The sequence below is a fragment of the Paraburkholderia phymatum genome, from assembly GCF_038900715.1.
GTDB lineage: Bacteria > Pseudomonadota > Gammaproteobacteria > Burkholderiales > Burkholderiaceae > Paraburkholderia > Paraburkholderia phymatum_A.
This window is the reverse complement of the sequence record NZ_JAYMRZ010000013.1, coordinates 173,196-189,720: the sequence shown is the minus strand read 5'-3', so window position 1 is coordinate 189,720 and position 16,525 is coordinate 173,196. Positions and strand designations below refer to the sequence as shown.

Here is a 16,525-nt window from a genome sequence, read left to right as displayed (position 1 = left end):
GTCGCTGAAAAGGTCAGAAAGCCGCCCGGCTGCGAAGCCCGGCGGCTTTTTTCATGTGTTCGCGTCTTATTGGTCCGCGCCCGACGTCACGCGCTCGATCGCGCGCAACGCCTGCGCCGTCGCATCGCCCGCGCAGCAGTCGATCACGATCCGCTCCGGCATCGCGCGCAGCCACGTCAGCTGGCGCTTGCACAGCTGGCGCGTCGCGAAGATGCCTTTGTCGCGCATGGTGTCGTAGTCGGTTTCGCCGTCCAGGTATTCCCACGCCTGCCGGTACCCGACGCAGCGCATCGACGGCAAGCCCGGATGCAGATCGCCGCGCGCGCGCAGCGCCTTCACTTCGTCGATGAAACCGTTCGCGAGCATCGCGTCGAAGCGCTGCGCGATGCGCGCGTGCAGCACGCTCCGATCGGACGGCTCCAGCGCGATGGGGACGAAACGATAGCGGCGCGCGGCGGCGTCGTCGCGAGCGGGCGCGGCGAGCAGCGCCGACATCGGCTGGCCCGTCAGCATGAACACTTCGAGCGCGCGCTGGATGCGCTGCGAATCGTTCGGTGCGAGGCGCGCGGCCGTGACGGGATCGACGTCGGCGAGCCGCGCGTGCAGCGCGGGCCAGCCTTCGCGCGCCGCGTCTGCGTCGAGCGTCGCGCGCACGTCGGGATCGGCGGCGGGCAGATCGTTCAGACCCTGCGTCAACGCCCTGTAGTAAAGCATCGTGCCGCCGACCAGCAGCGGCACATTGCCCCGCGCAACGATCTCGCCGACGAGGCGCAACGCATCGGCGCGAAAATCGGCGGCCGAGTACGCGTCGATGGGGTCGACGATATCGATCAGATGATGCGGCGCGACGGCGCGTTCTTCCGGCGACGGCTTCGCGGTGCCGATGTCCATCTCGCGATAGACGAGCGCCGAATCGACGCTGACGATTTCGACGGGAGCGCGCGCGGCGAACGCGAGCGCGGCGGCCGTCTTGCCGGAGGCGGTCGGGCCGAGCAGGCAGGCGACCGGCTGCGGTTCGTGCTGCGCTGCTTGCTGCATTTTGTGATGCGTCATGACAGGCGTGAGCGGAATGGGACAGCGGAGCCGCTCACTGTCCGCGCATGAAGAGGCGGTCGAGATCGGCAAGCGTCAGCTGATACCACGTCGGACGTCCGTGATTGCATTGATCCGCGCGTTCAGTCGCTTCCATCTGGCGCAGCAGCGCGTTCATCTCGTCGAGCGTCAGACGCCGGTTCGCGCGCACTGCGTGATGGCACGCGAGCGTGCCGAGCAGTTCGTGCTGGCGTTCCGTCAGCACGCGCGAGCCGCCGTACGCATGCAGGTCGGACAGCACCGCGCGCGCGAGCGCTTGCAGGTCGGCATCCTTCAGGAGCGCGGGCACGGCGCGAATCGCGATGCTCGTCGGCGACAGCACGGCGAGATCGAAGCCGAGCGCATCGAGCGTCTCCCGCTCTTCTTCGACGACGCCGATTTCGACGCCATCGGCTGTCATCGACAACGGGATCAGCAGCGGCTGCACGGCGATCGTCCGGTCGGCGAGCGCGTTCTTGAACTGCTCGTAGAGGATGCGCTCGTGCGCCGCGTGCATATCGACGATCACGAGGCCGCGCGCGTTCTGCGCGAGCACATAGATGCCGTGGATCTGGCCGAGCGCGAAGCCGAGCGGCTGCTCGTCGTTCGCGTCGAAAGTCTGCGGCGCGCCGGTCTGTTGCTGCTGTGGCGCGAAGCCCGAAGGCGAGGGCGCGCGGCCGTAGTCCGCCGGGCCGTGACCGTCGTCAGCGTCGCGCAGTTCGAGCGTCGTCGTGCCTTGCGATGTGCCCGCGCCGGTGTCCTTGCGCCCGAACAGCGCATCGTAGAGCGCCAGCGGCTGCGCGACGGGCAGCGTGCCCTGCGTCATGCGCGCCTGGCGCAGCCATGTGTTGCCAGGCTGCGGGCTGCCGCCGTCGCTGACCTTGAAGCCGCCGCCGAGCGGCGTCGAGCCGAACGAAGACGGTGTCGCTGCGGGCGTCGCGGACGGCATCGGGTCGATGCGCGCGGCGTGGCCGCCCGATGTCGTCTCCGGCGACGCGCCCGCATGTCGCGCGAGCGCGCGCTGCACCGCATGAAACACGAACTGGTGAATCGAGCGCGAATCGCGGAAGCGCACTTCGATTTTCGACGGATGCACGTTCACGTCGACGGCTTCGGGCGGCAGATCGAGGAACAACACATACGACGGAAAGCGGTCGCCATGCAGCACGTCCTCATACGCGGCGCGCACCGCGTGCGTGAGCAGCTTGTCGCGCACGAAGCGGCCGTTGACGAAGAAATACTGCTGATCGGCGCGCCCGCGGCTCGCCGTCGGCAGACCGGCGCAGCCGTACACGGCGAGCGGTCCCGCCGATTCGTCGAGGGGCAGATGCGCGGTCGCGAACGTCTCGCCGAGAATCTTCGCGACGCGCGTCGCGGGATCGCTCGCATTCCAGTGCTCGACCGCGCGTCCGTTATGCAGCACCGAAATCGCGACGTCCGGCCGCGCGAGCGCGGCGCGGCGGATCATTTCGAGGCAATGGCCGAGTTCCGTCTGCTCGCTCTTCAGGAACTTGCGGCGCGCGGGCGTGTTGAAGTACAGCTCGCGCACTTCGATCGTCGTGCCTCGCGTGCCGGCAGCGGGCGACAGCGCGCCCGTCTGCGCATCGATACGCATCGCGTGCGAAGCATGCTCGGTGCGGCTCGTGATGTGCATTTCCGATACCGACGCGATCGACGCGAGCGCCTCGCCGCGAAACCCGAGCGTCGCGACGGCTTCGAGTTCGGCGAGCGAGCGGATCTTGCTGGTCGCGTGGCGCATCAACGCTAGCGCGAGTTCGCCTTCGGGAATGCCGCAGCCGTCGTCGGTGATCGAAATGCGCTTGACGCCGCCTTCGTCGAGCAGAATGCGCAGCGTTTTGGCGCCTGCATCGAGCGCGTTTTCGAGCACTTCCTTCACGACGGATGCTGGCCGCTCGACCACTTCGCCCGCGGCGATCTGGCTGATCAACTGGTCGGGAAGCGGCTGGATCGCGCGCAATGCACGCGGCGCGACGGCGCTGTCGACGGCGTTCGCAGCGGGACTCGAACCTGGGCGCGAAGCCTGATCCGATGACTGGTCCAAAGCGGGACTGGGTGCGGCGCTCGTCGCGGGCTTGTTGCCGTCGGGCGTTTCGGAAGATTCGGGGATCGCGGACATGGCGAAATTATAGCGATTCGTCGCAGATCGTCTGAGCGCGTGACCGAATCCGCTATTCAGGGTGCGGTCGATGCCGTTGAGTCTGCAGTCTAGCCGGATCAAGGCCCGCGACTTTTTTTCAAGACGTCATGGCACTTCGGTATCATGGCGCGGTCAAGTCTAGGCTCGGTCGCGAATCGTGATTTCGCTTCGCATTCCGCACGCGACGGCCGCTGCGCCCGTCATGTCAGCCATCTGCTTTTTAAAGGACGATCTTTGGACACGCTGCTGCAATTCGTCAATCTTGTCCTGCACATCGACAAGTTTCTAGGGGTCTTCATCCATCAGTACGGCGCGTGGGTCTACGCGGTGCTGTTCCTGATCGTGTTCTGCGAGACGGGTCTCGTGGTGCTGCCGTTTCTGCCCGGCGATTCGCTGCTTTTCATCGGCGGCGCGTTTTGCGCGACGGGCGAAATGAACATCGAACTGCTGATCGTGCTGCTGCTGGCCGCGGCCGTGCTCGGCAACACAGTGAACTATATGATCGGCCGCGCGATCGGGCCGAAGGTGTTCAATTCGCACATTCCCGTGCTCGAACGTTTCCTCGATCGCGAGGCGCTGCGCAAGACGCACGACTTCTACGAACGCCACGGCGGCAAGACCATCGTGCTCGCGCGTTTCATTCCCGTCGTGCGGACATTTGCGCCGTTCGTCGCGGGCGCGTCGCAGATGAGTGTCCGGCGCTTCCAGCTCTTCAATTTCGCGGGCGCGTTCTTCTGGGTGCTGCTGCTCACGCTGCTTGGCTATTTCTTCGGCAACATTCCGTTTATTCGCCAGTATCTGAATGTGATCGTGCTGGTGGGTATTGGCGCGGCGATCGTGCCCGTGGCGCTCGGCGCGCTGTGGAAGATGATGCGCGGCAAGCGCCAGCCGACAGGGTCGGCGAGCAACCATACGGGGCAGTGAGCGCCGGGGCGCTCGAAGGGAGCGCCTTGAACGCCCGCCCGCGCGAAGCGGAGCAATCGCCACGCGACAAACAAGGAACTACGCGGCCGCGCGCCGCACGAAAGGCGTTTCGGGCGTCGGATAACCCGCATCGCGGAACGTCTCGACGATCGCGCGATTCGTATCGAAGTAGACCTGCCAGTAGTTGTCGTTGTGCGTGTACGGCCGCACGCACAGCAACGGACCTTCCGGCGTGAACGACAACAGCTCGACATCGGGTGGCGGATTCTGCGAGACATTCGGAATCTTCGTCACGGCCGCGCGCAGGCGATTCGCGGCATCGACGGGATCGACGCCGTTCGCCACCTTCGCCGTCAGTTCGACGCGCCGCACCGGCTGCGCGCTGAAATTCGAGATCACGCCCGAGAAGATCGTGTTGTTGCCGACGATGGTCAACACGTTATCGGGCGTGATGATCGTCGTGCCGAACAGGCCCAGTTCCTGCACCGTGCCCGTAACGCCGCCCGCCGTCACGAAATCGCCGACCTTGAACGGCCGCAGCACCTGCATGAAGACGCCCGCCGCGAAATGCGCGAGCAGTCCGCCCCAGGCCGTGCCCACTGCAAGGCCGACGCCCGCGAGCAGCGCGGCGAACGAGGTCGTCTGCACGCCGAATACTTGCAGAATCGCGAGCACCAGCAACAGGTTCAGGATGCCGGCGAGTATCGAGCCGAGATAGTGCGCAAGCGTCGGATCGACGTTGCTGTTGCGCGAGAGCAGCTTGCGGATCAGGCCGGTGATGAGCCCGATCACCCATCGCCCGACAATCCATAGAACGATCGCACCGAGTACCTTGGTTCCGAAGTCGATGCCCCGGGTCATCAGAAAGACGCGTGCGGCTTCAATGTCCACGATTCCCTCGCTTGAGTCGGTTTGCGCTTGACTGACTGCGTGCATGCGACGACGAAGAAGAACGCGGCGCGGACGGGCCGGGCGAGTCCGCGAGAGGAAGCGACGCCGCGTCCATCGCTTGTGCTGCACGACGTTTTATCTGGTACGGCGAACGGCTGGAGGAGACTGGTTGCCCGATATACAAGAACGGCGGCGCAAATCGCGCCGCCTGCAATCATCGAATGTTATAGGCGACGGCGCGCCCGTTAGCAAGACGTATTCCCGGCCTTCCGGCCTGCCTACATGGGGAGTTGCGATTTGGTGTACGCCGACGTGCGGATGACGGCGGCGCCTTGCGCGCCACGCGACGCTTTGCGGCTGCGCATGCGCGCGAGAAAGATCGCGATGCCGGATGCCGTCAGATACGCGGCGCCGCGCTGCATGAAGGATTCCGTGGTGCTGAACTTGCCGTAGCGCGTCTGCGAATCGGCGAACACCAGAAAGGTCAACGCGGCATCGAATGCCAGCGCAATCGCGATGAACACGAAGAACACGAGATAGCCGTTTGCCTTCGCGCCGGGCCTCATCCCGTTGAATAGGCTGCATGCCGTCAGCATGACGGCGAGGATCACCAGGTTCGAAATCAGATCGAGCAGGAAGTTGACCATGACGTTGAGATCAAAGCGTTGCATTGCGAACGCTGCTCGCCATGTGTCGTCGACGTGTTGCAACCGGCACCGCGAGTAGCCGCGGGATGATTGCACGTCTTTTCATCTCGATAAATGCAAATATACGGAGTCCGCAATAACGCGTTGGCGGCAAACGACAGGCAATGAGCCGGCGCGGCCGCCCGGGAGGCGGAATGCGAAGAAGCGCAAGGGTCTTCCGTTGCCGGAAGACCCTTGCGCTTTCAATGTGACGACCGTGACGACGGATGTTTCGAGAGTCTCTCGCCGGTCCGCCCGCGAGCCGCGCAGCCGGTCAGCCTTTGGACGCGCTGCGCCGATGTGCCGCGCGATAGTCGGTCGGCGAGATCGACAGGCGCTTGCGGAAGATCTTCGCGAGCCCGTCGCCGCTGCGCACGCCACAGCGGCGCGCGATGCCGTCGATCGACATGTCCGTCTCCGTGAGCAGCAGGCAGCTCGCGTCGAGCCGCGCGCGCAGCAGGTATTCCGACGGCGTGAGCCCGATTTGCGACTTGAAGCGGCGCAGGAAATTGCGCTCGCTCATCTTCGCGACTTCGGCGGCTTCGGCCACCGAAATATGGCGCGTGTAGTTCTCGCGTATCCAGTGCGCGGCCGTCGTGATCTTGCGGCTGATGCCTTTTTTCTCGTCGTCGTCGAGAAGCGCATCGAGGCGGCGCGACGCGCCCGACAGCGCGCGCTCCGACACGAGCCGCGCCATCGGCGTGCCGTGATCGCGCTTGATGACTGTCAGCGCCGCGGCGATCGAACGCACGGGCGCATCGACGTCGAGCGATGCGCCAGGCTCGATCTGCCATTGCGGATCGTTCGGGACGGGCGCGAGCGGCTTGCCCAACGGATCGGTCGCGCCCGGCACATTGCGCCAGCCGCGCCGTTCGAACGCGAGATCGGCGGCCGCGAGCACGCCGAGGCCTTCGTCGAGCGCCTTGACGACGCGGATTTTCGGCGCGATTGCGCGCAGCCGGCGGATCAGCCGCTCGTTCGCCTTCGCGCGCGACGCGCCCGGACCGCCGACGATGAACAGCGTGTCGAAGCCGTTCAGCAGCGGCCCATTGAGGCTCTCTGTCCACACGCGCAGCGAACAGCTGCTGACTACACTGCCGCCCATTTCGGACAGCATCACGATCGAATACGAGGGTTCGACACCTGAACCCTCGCCTGACTGATCCGCCTGGGCTTCATTGGCGAGTCGGAATGCGTCGGCAAGCAGACACACGTCGCTTAACGGAAATCGTTCAAAAACGAGAATACCGATGCGTTTGACCATGTGCCCGACGTTGACGACTGCGCTATACGAGGATGAATCCAGCCACTGATTCTCCGCGTGCTCATATCGCATCGTCTGTCTCCAGTGCCGAGGACGGCGAAAGAGTAAGGTCCGTGTACTTTGCGTCAATCATAGGCCGACGTTTTTACCCGCTGTCGCACGGAGTCGGAAAAAAACGAGAAGTTGGCAGATCGGCTCGATATTCGCGGAATACGCTGGCGTATCGATGCTGATCAATCCACTCAACGAGGCGAGCATGCTCACCCTACGCAAGGCCGTATTTCCCGTGGCCGGATTCGGCACGCGCTTCCTTCCAGCGACGAAAGCAAGCCCGAAAGAGATGCTGCCCGTCGTCGACAAGCCGTTGATTCAATACGCGGTCGAGGAAGCGATCGCGGCGGGCATCACCGAGATGATCTTCGTCACGGGACGCAGCAAGCGCGCGATCGAAGACCACTTCGACAAATCGTACGAAGTCGAATGCGAGCTGCGCGCGCGCGGCAAGCTCGCGTTGCTGGAGCTGGTGCGGAACATCAAGCCGAGCCACGTCGAATGCTGCTACGTGCGCCAGCCGGAGCCGCTCGGGCTCGGCCATGCCGTGCTGTGCGCCGAAAAGCTGGTCGGCGGCGAGCCGTTCGCGGTGATGCTCGCCGACGATCTGCTCGACGGCGAACCGCCCGTGCTGTCGCAAATGGTGCAGCTCTTCAGCCGCTATCACTGCTCGATCGTCGGCGTCGAGGAAATCGGCAAACACGAAACGCGCTCGTATGGCGTGATCGGCGGCAAGCGCTGGGACGAGCGGCTCTACAAGATGTCGGGCATCGTCGAAAAGCCGGCGCCGGAAGACGCGCCATCGAATCTCGGCGTGGTGGGCCGCTACGTGCTGATGCCGTCGATCTTCGATCACCTGCGCCGCCAGCAGCCGGGCGCGGGCGGCGAAATCCAGCTGACGGACGCGATCCAGGCGCTGCTCGGCGACGAGCAGGCGCTCGCGTACCAGTACCACGGCACGCGCTACGACTGCGGCAGCAAGCTCGGCTACCTGAAGGCGACGGTCGAATTCGCTCTGCGCCATCCCGAGGTCAAGGAACAGTTCGAAGCGTATCTGCGCGGCCGCGCGCACGTCGCGGGCGGTGCGCCGGAAGTGCTGGCGGATATGGTGGGCAGCGCCTGATCGCGTCGGCGCGTCGGCGGTTCTGCGCGTTCGGGTTCGTATGTCGGTATCGCGTGACCATCAAGAGCGGCGCACTCCGATGTGCCGTTTTTCATTCGCGCCCGCGACATCTTTCGACGGCAGGCAGACTGTGGCGCTAGCGGAAATACGCCTTCGTGTTCTCGTGCACGCCGTCGTGCGCGAGCAGGTCTTCGGGCGTGAGCCAGATATAGCGGCTGTGCTGATCGAAGCGACCCACGGATGCCGTGCTCTCGAGCGTCAGGAAGTACGCGATCACGACGTAGTGCGTGGTGATTTCGTCTGCGCCCGCGAAGTTGTCGGTATATAGATGCTCGAACAGCCCGCCGAAGCGCGCGGCCGAGCGCTCCATGCCCGAAATGCCCAGTTCCGCGTCGACGATGCGCGTAAAGGCCGCGTCCAGCCGCTCGTTCTTGCAGATGCGTCCGCCGGGCACGAACCATGTGCCGAGCGCGGGCCGATTGCGCCTGTGTCCGACGAGCACACGTCCCGCGTAGTCGGACACGATCAGGTCGATCGACACGAGGGGTGTCATCCTTACCACCTGAAGGAAATCGTCTGCTTCGAGGAAATCGGCGCATGTGGTGGCCATGTCTGTCTCTCGTCAATGTCGTGTGTGTGCAGTCGCGGCGAGGCCGGCGCGTTAGCGCGAAGCCGGCGTGCGCGGGCTGCGGGTTTATTGATCGGAGTCGCGGGTGAAAAGCCGGGACGACGTGGCGAACAGAATGGCAATGACAATGACGATAGCCGCGCACAGAATCAGCCCGGAAGCCAGCACTGCAATGACCACCACCATGATCCAGGCGAAGCCACTCATCCGACCGCTCCCTAGTCGTGCCTTCGCGCGCGCCCGCTGCGCAGCGCGCGGGCGGCGCCTCGCATGCGGCATTGCCAAGAGTCTATCCGCAGCAATGAAAGGCGGTTCTGTCGTCTCACGCCTAAATCTCGTCACGTATGGACAAATCCGCGTGCGTGGCGCGCATGCGGAGGGCACGCGTCACGTGTGCATCACGGCTTGCGTCGAGGCTTGCATCAAGCGTTGCATCAAGGCGCGATATAGCCCGCCGGCGTCGTGACGTTCGCCTTCATCACGGCCGCATCCGACGAAACGACATAGACAGGCGTCTCCGTCAGCGCGAGCGTCACGTAGCCGTTCTGATAGGGCACGCTCGACGGATTGCCCATCATGTCGAACACCGTCACCGTGCCGGACGTGCCCGGCGCATCCACTTGCAGACGCCACGACACGCCCGCCGCCGGATCGAAGTGCGTCGACTTGTTCCACTTCGCGTTGTCGTGCGTCCACGCGGCCGTGACGATCTTGCCGCCGTTCAGCCGCTGGAACGCATACGCATAGACGCCGGCGGGCGTGCGCTTGACGGGACCGAGCGTGGCCGTGCCGTCGATCAGCCGCGTCATCGCCGCGACCGCGAGCGCCGCGGGCTTCGGGCTGATCGCGCCCGGACCGAAATCGCCTTTCGGATGATCGAGATCGAAGAACACGCCGTAGCCCGGCGTCGCGTCGGGCGTGTCGTTCGAATAGAAGATGTAGGTCATGTCCGCGCCTTCGCCGAGCAGGATCAGATGCGTGCGCGCGACGACGGCGCCTTGCGCGTAGAGCACGTCGCCCGTCGGATAGTGCGGGCCGTATTGTTCGCCGACGTCGTAGCTGATGCCCGTCTCCGTCGCGAAGAGTTTCGCGCCAGGCTTGTACTGAGCGGCCATCAGACGGCGCAGCGCGCGCATCGAGGTCGGCAGCGCGTATTGCGCCTGCTGCGGATCGCTGGCGTTCATCAGGCGCTCGGGCGGATGCGACGGGCTGGGGCCGTTCGGATCGTAGTAGCCGTGAATCGCGATGCCGTCGAGATACTTCGGAAGGCCAAGCGGCGCGAGGCGCCTGAGCGATTCGATATTGCCCGTCACGGAGCCATACGTCGGCCCCATCACGACGGCATTCGGATCGGTCGCGTGGATGCCTTCATACACCGTCTTGTATAGCTCGACGAAATTTGCGTCGGTGTCTTTCCACGGCAGGCCGCCTCCCGCGTCGGGCTCCCACGTGACCTGATAGTAGTTGCTCGACTGCGCCGCAAAGACCGTGGTTCGCACGCGGCTCGATTCGGTGCCGACGCGCTGCATGTACTCGCGCAATGCGCCCGTCGATTTCGGCAGATAGCTGTGCGTCTGCTTGCCTGTTGGGCTCGCCCAACCAGGAAAGCCGTCGAGCTGGATCAGACGCAACAGGTCGCCTTTGCGGAACCACGGCGCGAGTCGCGCAGTGGCGGGATCGAACGTGTTCGCGCGGTCCGGCTCTTCCGTATACCAATTGCGGTTGTCGTTGACCCACGTGAGGCCGAGCTGCGGATACAGCGGACGATAGCCGTCGCCATCGCAGCAGTGCTGTCCCGGCGCGACGAACGCCGTGCCCTGGCCGCCGAAGCGATGCAGGTCCGCGCGCGCGAAATGCACGGGCGGCACGCTCGCCGATACATCGGGCAGCACGCCGAACGTGGCGATGCCTTCGGGACGCGTGCCGCGCGCGGGCAACTGTCCATGCTCTTGTTCGAGCGAGGCGGACAAGGCGAAGTAGCCCGCGAGCGTCGACGTGCAATTCAGCGTGATCTGACGCGCGCCTTGCGCGACCTCGAAAGCGCCACTTGCCTGCACGGCGCCCCACGCATCGCGGATCTGCCAGGCGAGCTTGTCGTTGCGCGACGCGCGGGTCGTGATGGCGACGCGGAACGAACGATCGAGCGTAAATAGACGCGTGCCGTTGCTGTCCGGCGTATCGGCGTCGATGAGACCGCCTTGCGGATTCGCTGTCGCGACATCCGGTGAAGCGTTGCAGCGGAGCGCCTGAGCGTGGTTCGAATACGGTTGCGCTTTCGCTTGCCTGGCGTCGTTGTCGATCGCCGCGCGAGGCGATGCAGCGGGTGTCGCGCCGGCGTTCGCGGCAGCACCGGATGCACCGGCCGCGCTGTGGGTCCCTGAAATCCAGCACTGCTTCTCTTCGCCTGGCGCTGGATCGTCGAATACGCCGTTATCGCATGAAGTGCCGTTCGTCAGCGTTTTGACGGTATGACGCGCCTGCGTGCCGTAACGGACGTCGCGCGTGCCGTTGAACGAGCAGGTGCCGTGCTCGTCGGCGCATTTCGTCCACGGCGGTTCTTGCGCGTTATCGGCGGAGGCCCTGTCGCAGCCGCTCGCCAACGCAATCGCTGCGGCAAGCAGCGACGCGCGCATGACGAGGGACACATCGAGCGCATCAGCGATGCACTTCAGCCGGAGTACGTATCTTTTGCAGGACGATTGGTCGCCATCAGTCATTCTTCCCCCCCGTGACGGTATGGATGACCGGCTATGCATTAGAGCGACCAAGATTACACCGCGCACTTAGCAGGAATTGGACGTTCTTTAGTGTTCGTGCGCAACTTCAATGGCGGATGAATGCGAATGTTGCGTCGTCGCGACGCTTGCCAATGGCGGCATTCACCTAATGCGCATTATCCGCGTGGCATAAGGCCCGGCGACCACACGACAGGCGTTTGCGCGTTCGACGGGACCGCCGGGAGCCGCCAAAACCCTCGCTTTACCCCGTTTCGATAGCGTCGCGGCGTCTGTTATCCGGCTTTAATGTTTCGCTTTTGAAACATTAATGGTTTTATTTATAGACGAATCTAAAGACGAAAAGAATTAATTATTCGGGCTGGTTTTCGTCTTCTTATAATTCGTAATCCGAGCATTGCGAGCCGCTTTTTTCATCATATTAATAAGGCTTTAATTTCATATTAGCAAAATCCCACTTAGAGGAGGAATCGACGGGTTTTGAGTAACTATTACAGGTGCTAAAGAGAGCCTGAAAAAATTGCAGTCCTCCCGTGGGCTGGTCCAGTAATTGCAACAAATTGTAATGCTTTGTGTCAAGCCTGGCGGGGCGGAGCCGGAAGCGCCTCATTTGTGATATGAAATGGCGAATTCGTTCGCCGCGCGTAAGCCGAATTAATTTGGCTATATGTGACTGTCAAATGCGGGCTGAAAGGCTTCGATCAGCAATCGGACCGAATACGCCAATACATCGTCAGTTTCAGTCACTGTCCGCCGGGATTGTTTTTTTAATGCGTATGATGCACTGCACATCGCTTGGATTTAACTAGTTCTTTCCACGCCGGAAGGTCAAGGGGGAAGAGTCATGGCGTATGCAAGTTTGGAAACTCCAATGGTAGGCTGGGTACGAGCGCCTGAGCGCAGCGCGCACTACGCAACCGCCACTCGCCACATTGCTATTTTGCTGTTCGACGGTTGCTCCCTCCTTGGCGCGGGGATCGTCGCCGAGGTCTTTCATGCAGCTAACGAACTGGCGTCATCCGCCAGCCACGGCTGGACTTACGACGTCAGTTTCCTGTCGGCCTCGGGCGGCAACATCACGTGCTCGTCATCGATTCGCGTCTGGACGGACGGACTCGATGCGCGGCATTACATGGGATTCGATGCGCTGTTCGTGGCGGGTGGCAAGGGTGCGCGCAGCGCGTCCCGCGACGAACGGCTCATTGCGTGGCTGCGGCGCGTTCATGCGAACACGAGCACCGTGCGTCCGATCGGCGAAGGGCGCGCGCTGCTCGAAGCGGCGTGCATCAACGGCGTGCAGCAACGCGATTTCGGCAGCTACACCGTGCGCGAAGAGCGCGACGAGCAAAACGGCAACGAAGCGAACGATCGCCTCGAATCGATGAAGAGCGCGCTGATGCTGATCAAGCGCGATCTCGGCATCGACGTGGCGCGCAACGTGGCCGAACGACTGATGCCCGATGCGGGCGACAGCCTGATGTCGCTGCTGGGCGACAGCACGGGCCGCAGCCCCGCGGACAAGGTGCGCGCGGCAGCGCGCTGGCTACAGGAGAACTGCCAGCGGTCGATTTCGATCGCGGATGCGGCCCAGGTGGCCGCGATGAGCGAACGCAATTTCCTGCGCCGCTTCAAGATGGAAGTGGGCGTCACTCCGTCCGACTACCTGCTGCACGCACGGCTCGCGATCACCTGCAGCCTGTTGACCGACTCCGAACTGCCCGTCGACAAGATCGCGCGGCGCACGGGAATGGGCAACGGCGATCGCCTCGCGAAGATCTTCCGCAAGCGGATGAAAGTCTCGCCGACGGAATACCGGATGAAGACCCGGCGCGAAGCCGGCATCTGAACGCCGGCCGAGATCTGAAAACGCGTCTCAGGTAGTCCTGCCTGGCCATCAATGGCAGACATTAAGGAGTGCGTACATGACAGTCGACCAGAAAAATCCGACGAATGCAGCAGAGCCGGCAAGTTCGTTGCCGGACTGCTCGCACATCGTGCCGGTGATACTGGCGGGCGGATCGGGCACCCGGCTGTGGCCGATGTCGCGTGAACACTTTCCGAAGCAGTTGATCGGCGTGGTCGGTTCGGAATCGCTGTTGCAGGACACCGTTCACCGGATGGAAGGCTTTCCTGCGGGCTGGGACGTATCGAGCGCGCCCATCGTCGTGTGCGGCGAAGAGCACCGCTTCGTGATCGCCGAACAACTGACGTGCAACGGCTGCACGCCGCGGCTCGTCGTCGAGCCGGCGCGGCGCGATACGGCGCCCGCTCTTACGCTCGCGGCCGCGCTCGCGTGCGCGAACGGCGACGACGCGATTCTCGTCGTGATGCCGTCCGATCATTCGATCGCCGATGTGCCCGCGTTGCAGCGCGCGATCGAGATTGCCGCGCGCCATGCGCAGCGCGGCGCGATCGCGACGCTCGGCGTGCCTCCGCGCGGTCCCGAAACGGGCTTCGGCTATATCCGCGTCGGCAGGAAGCTGGACGACGAAGCGTGCGAGATCGACGGTTTCGTCGAGAAGCCCGCTGCCGAGCTCGCGAGGCAATACGTTGCGGCGGGCACATACTGGTGGAACAGCGGCATCTTCGTGATGCGCGCGAGCGTGTGGCTCGCGACGCTGCAATCGCTTCAGCCCGACATGCACGCCGCGTGTTGCGCGTCGTTCGTGCAAGGGCAGTTCGACGGCACAACCTTCCGTCCCGCAGCGGACGCGTTCACGCGTTCGCCCGCCGATTCGATCGACTACGCGGTGATGGAGCGTTTGAACGTGTCGACCGGCTGGACGTCGACGGGTGTCGTCGTTCCGCTCGACGCGGGCTGGTCCGATCTCGGCTCGTGGGACGCCGTGTGGGCCGCGCAGCCGAAGGACGAAGCGGGCAACGTGGGACGCGGCCGCGTGATGTTCGAAGGCGCCGTCACGAGCTATGCGCACTCGGAAGGGCGGCTCGTCGCGTGTGTCGGCACGACGAATGTGGTCGTCGTCGAAACGGCGGACGCCGTGCTCGTCGCCGATCGCTCGCGCGTGCAGGACGTGAAGGGGCTCGTCGCGCGCATCAAGGCGCAGAAGGCACCCGAGGCCGACGCGCATCGCAAGGTGCGCCGTCCGTGGGGCTTCTACGATTCGATCGATCACGGCGACCGCTTCCAGGTCAAGCGCATCGTGGTCACGCCGGGGGCCAAGCTGTCGCTGCAACTGCATCACCATCGCGCGGAGCACTGGATCGTCGTGCGCGGCACGGCGCTCGTCACGCGCGGCGAGGATCAGTTTTTGCTCACCGAAAATGAATCGACCTACATCCCGCTCGGCGTGCGGCATCGGCTCGAAAACCCCGGCAAGGTGCCGCTCGAAATCATCGAGGTGCAGTCCGGTTCGTATCTGGGCGAAGACGACATCGTGCGGTTCGATGACACGTACGGCCGCTGCGATCCGGCGCAAGGGCAGAGCCAGTCGCACAGCGAAGGCCATGTGGAGGAACAGGGCGTGAGTCAGGACACGGGGCATGGTCCGACTCCCGCCGCGAGTTAGCGCGGCGCCGAAATGCGGAACACCCGGACGAAAGGCAACGAACGACGAATGGCAGGGTGACTGATATGCGGGACTTACAGGACTTTTTTGCGCGGGTTGCGGACGTGGCGCTGATTCTGCTCGGCGCCGCCGTCGCATCGCAGATCCGCTTCGACGAATTCTCGCAGCGTGGGTTCTACGACGCATTCGTCCTTTTCTCGGGGGCCTTCGCGCTCGCGATGTTCCCTGCGTTCGGAGTCTATGAGTCCTGGCGCGGCCGCTCGAAGCTCGCGCTCGCCGGACAGGTCGCGCTCGCATGGCTCGTCGTGCAGGGCTGCGCGCTCGCGCTGATGTATTCGCTGCACCGGATCGACATCGTTTCGCGGCTCTGGTTCGCATACTGGACGGCGATGGCGGGCGGCCTGCTGATCGCGTGGCGGCTGATCGCGCACGCGGTGCTCGCGCGCGCGCGCCGCGCCGGCTGGAACCTGCATCAGGTGGCGATCGTCGGCAGCGGCGGCCATTGCGACCAGATCCTGCGCCGCATCGAATCGCAGCCGGCCACCGGCTTTCGCGCGACGGCCGTGCTGAACACGCATCCCGAAGAGTCGCCGCTGACGAATCCGCGCGTGACCTGCTTCGATTCGCAGCAGGCTTTCGCCGAGTATGTGCGCAGCAACGACGTGCACGAGCTATGGCTCGCGCTGTCGCTCACCGACGAGCGCACGATCTTTCGCCTCGTCACCGAGTTTCGCAACGACCTCGTGAACATCCGCTTTATGCCGGACGTGCGCAGCCTTGCGCTGTTCGACACCAGCAGCGTGATCGAGCTGCTCGGGGTGCCTGCGATCAACCTCGTCGCGTCGCCGCTGTCGTCGCGCGCGCTCTTCAAGAAAGATCTATTCGACCGGGTGTTCGCCGCTTGCGCGATCATCGGCCTCGCGCCGCTTTTGGTCGCGATTTCGATTGCCGTCAAGGTGACGTCGCCCGGTCCCGTTTTTTTCAGGCAGAAACGTAAGGGGGCCGATGGTCGCGTCTTCACAATCTATAAATTCCGTTCGATGCGTGTGCACACAGAGGAAGCCGGCAAGGTCAGCCAGGCGACCCGCGACGATCCGCGCATCACCCGCGTCGGCGCGTTCTTGCGCCGCACGAGTCTCGACGAGCTGCCGCAGTTCTTCAATGTGCTGCGCGGCGACATGTCCGTGGTCGGGCCACGCCCCCACGCACTCGAACACGACGATCTGTATCAGAAGGTCGTGGCCGGCTATATCCATCGCTACAGGATCAAGCCGGGTATCACAGGTTGGGCTCAAATCAACGGCTTTCGCGGCGAAACAGACCGCATCGAAAAGATGGAGCGGCGCGTCGCGCACGATCTGTATTACCTGGGGCACTGGACCTTCTGGCTCGACATGCGAATCATCGGCGCCACGATCGTCAAGGGCTTCATTCATACCAACGCGTACTGAGGGGGGCAAGTCAATG

13 protein-coding genes are annotated in these 16,525 nt (G+C 64.0%); 5 read left to right on the top strand and 8 right to left on the bottom strand.

Annotated features, from left to right (window positions below; genetic code table 11):
* Positions 1–66: 66 nt before the first annotated feature.
* A complete protein-coding gene (miaA, locus tag VSR68_RS23695; protein WP_342942210.1) occupies positions 67–1,038 on the bottom strand; it encodes a tRNA (adenosine(37)-N6)-dimethylallyltransferase MiaA in 972 nt (323 codons plus the stop codon).
* Positions 1,039–1,087: 49 nt separating this feature from the next.
* Complete coding sequence (gene mutL / locus VSR68_RS23690) at positions 1,088–3,208, bottom strand: DNA mismatch repair endonuclease MutL (RefSeq protein ID WP_342942163.1); 2,121 nt, start codon at positions 3,206–3,208, stop codon at positions 1,088–1,090.
* A gap of 255 nt (positions 3,209–3,463) precedes the next feature.
* Between mutL and VSR68_RS23685 the strand changes: the two genes are divergently transcribed.
* On the top strand, positions 3,464–4,153 hold the full coding sequence (locus VSR68_RS23685) for a DedA family protein (protein ID WP_342942162.1): 690 nt from the start codon (positions 3,464–3,466) through the stop codon (positions 4,151–4,153).
* Positions 4,154–4,231: 78 nt separating this feature from the next.
* On the opposite strand, the gene VSR68_RS23680 is transcribed toward VSR68_RS23685, so the two are convergent.
* From VSR68_RS23680 to VSR68_RS23670, 3 genes are all read right to left on the bottom strand, one after another.
* Positions 4,232–5,044 (bottom strand): mechanosensitive ion channel family protein, encoded by an 813-nt coding sequence (locus tag VSR68_RS23680; RefSeq protein ID WP_342942161.1) that lies wholly within the window; start codon positions 5,042–5,044, stop codon positions 4,232–4,234.
* 278 nt (positions 5,045–5,322) lie between these two features.
* Positions 5,323–5,715 carry a hypothetical protein gene (locus tag VSR68_RS23675; protein WP_342942160.1) on the bottom strand — a complete coding sequence of 131 codons (393 nt, stop codon included), beginning with the start codon at positions 5,713–5,715 and terminating at the stop codon, positions 5,323–5,325.
* Between the two features lie 289 nt (positions 5,716–6,004).
* Positions 6,005–7,066: a GlxA family transcriptional regulator gene (locus VSR68_RS23670; RefSeq protein ID WP_342942159.1), complete on the bottom strand. Its 1,062-nt coding sequence runs from the start codon at positions 7,064–7,066 to the stop codon at positions 6,005–6,007.
* 184 nt (positions 7,067–7,250) lie between these two features.
* Here VSR68_RS23670 and galU point away from each other — a divergent pair, with 184 nt between their 5' ends.
* Complete coding sequence (gene galU / locus VSR68_RS23665; RefSeq protein ID WP_342942158.1) at positions 7,251–8,168, top strand: UTP--glucose-1-phosphate uridylyltransferase GalU; 918 nt, start codon at positions 7,251–7,253, stop codon at positions 8,166–8,168.
* A 136-nt stretch (positions 8,169–8,304) separates the two neighbouring features.
* On the opposite strand, the gene VSR68_RS23660 is transcribed toward galU, so the two are convergent.
* The 3 genes from VSR68_RS23660 to VSR68_RS23650 all read right to left on the bottom strand — a co-directional run bounded on the left by VSR68_RS23660 (position 8,305) and on the right by VSR68_RS23650 (position 11,429).
* Complete coding sequence (locus tag VSR68_RS23660; RefSeq protein ID WP_342942157.1) at positions 8,305–8,778, bottom strand: GDP-mannose mannosyl hydrolase; 474 nt, start codon at positions 8,776–8,778, stop codon at positions 8,305–8,307.
* A gap of 84 nt (positions 8,779–8,862) precedes the next feature.
* On the bottom strand, positions 8,863–9,003 hold the full coding sequence (locus VSR68_RS23655) for a hypothetical protein (protein ID WP_342942156.1): 141 nt from the start codon (positions 9,001–9,003) through the stop codon (positions 8,863–8,865).
* Between the two features lie 227 nt (positions 9,004–9,230).
* Positions 9,231–11,429: a hypothetical protein gene (locus VSR68_RS23650; RefSeq protein WP_342942209.1), complete on the bottom strand. Its 2,199-nt coding sequence runs from the start codon at positions 11,427–11,429 to the stop codon at positions 9,231–9,233.
* Positions 11,430–12,375: 946 nt separating this feature from the next.
* Here VSR68_RS23650 and VSR68_RS23645 point away from each other — a divergent pair.
* From VSR68_RS23645 to VSR68_RS23635, 3 genes are all read left to right on the top strand, one after another.
* Positions 12,376–13,377, top strand: coding sequence for a GlxA family transcriptional regulator (locus VSR68_RS23645; protein WP_342942155.1), 1,002 nt, complete (start codon positions 12,376–12,378; stop codon positions 13,375–13,377).
* Between the two features lie 76 nt (positions 13,378–13,453).
* Positions 13,454–15,058 (top strand): mannose-1-phosphate guanylyltransferase/mannose-6-phosphate isomerase, encoded by a 1,605-nt coding sequence (locus VSR68_RS23640; protein WP_342942154.1) that lies wholly within the window; start codon positions 13,454–13,456, stop codon positions 15,056–15,058.
* A 65-nt stretch (positions 15,059–15,123) separates the two neighbouring features.
* Positions 15,124–16,509 carry an undecaprenyl-phosphate glucose phosphotransferase gene (locus tag VSR68_RS23635; RefSeq protein WP_342942153.1) on the top strand — a complete coding sequence of 462 codons (1,386 nt, stop codon included), beginning with the start codon at positions 15,124–15,126 and terminating at the stop codon, positions 16,507–16,509.
* Positions 16,510–16,525: the final 16 nt, after the last annotated feature.

Coding starts and splice junctions, on each gene's coding strand:
- miaA (WP_342942210.1), bottom strand. CDS start 1,038: ATGCAGCAAGCAGCGCAGCACGAACCGCAGCCGGTCGCCTGCCTGCTC.
- mutL (WP_342942163.1), bottom strand. CDS start 3,208: ATGTCCGCGATCCCCGAATCTTCCGAAACGCCCGACGGCAACAAGCCC.
- VSR68_RS23675 (WP_342942160.1), bottom strand. CDS start 5,715: ATGCAACGCTTTGATCTCAACGTCATGGTCAACTTCCTGCTCGATCTG.
- VSR68_RS23670 (WP_342942159.1), bottom strand. CDS start 7,066: ATGCGATATGAGCACGCGGAGAATCAGTGGCTGGATTCATCCTCGTAT.
- galU (WP_342942158.1), top strand. CDS start 7,251: ATGCTCACCCTACGCAAGGCCGTATTTCCCGTGGCCGGATTCGGCACG.
- VSR68_RS23660 (WP_342942157.1), bottom strand. CDS start 8,778: ATGGCCACCACATGCGCCGATTTCCTCGAAGCAGACGATTTCCTTCAG.
- VSR68_RS23655 (WP_342942156.1), bottom strand. CDS start 9,003: ATGAGTGGCTTCGCCTGGATCATGGTGGTGGTCATTGCAGTGCTGGCT.
- VSR68_RS23650 (WP_342942209.1), bottom strand. CDS start 11,429: ATGCGCGCGTCGCTGCTTGCCGCAGCGATTGCGTTGGCGAGCGGCTGC.
- VSR68_RS23645 (WP_342942155.1), top strand. CDS start 12,376: ATGGCGTATGCAAGTTTGGAAACTCCAATGGTAGGCTGGGTACGAGCG.
- VSR68_RS23640 (WP_342942154.1), top strand. CDS start 13,454: ATGACAGTCGACCAGAAAAATCCGACGAATGCAGCAGAGCCGGCAAGT.
- VSR68_RS23635 (WP_342942153.1), top strand. CDS start 15,124: ATGCGGGACTTACAGGACTTTTTTGCGCGGGTTGCGGACGTGGCGCTG.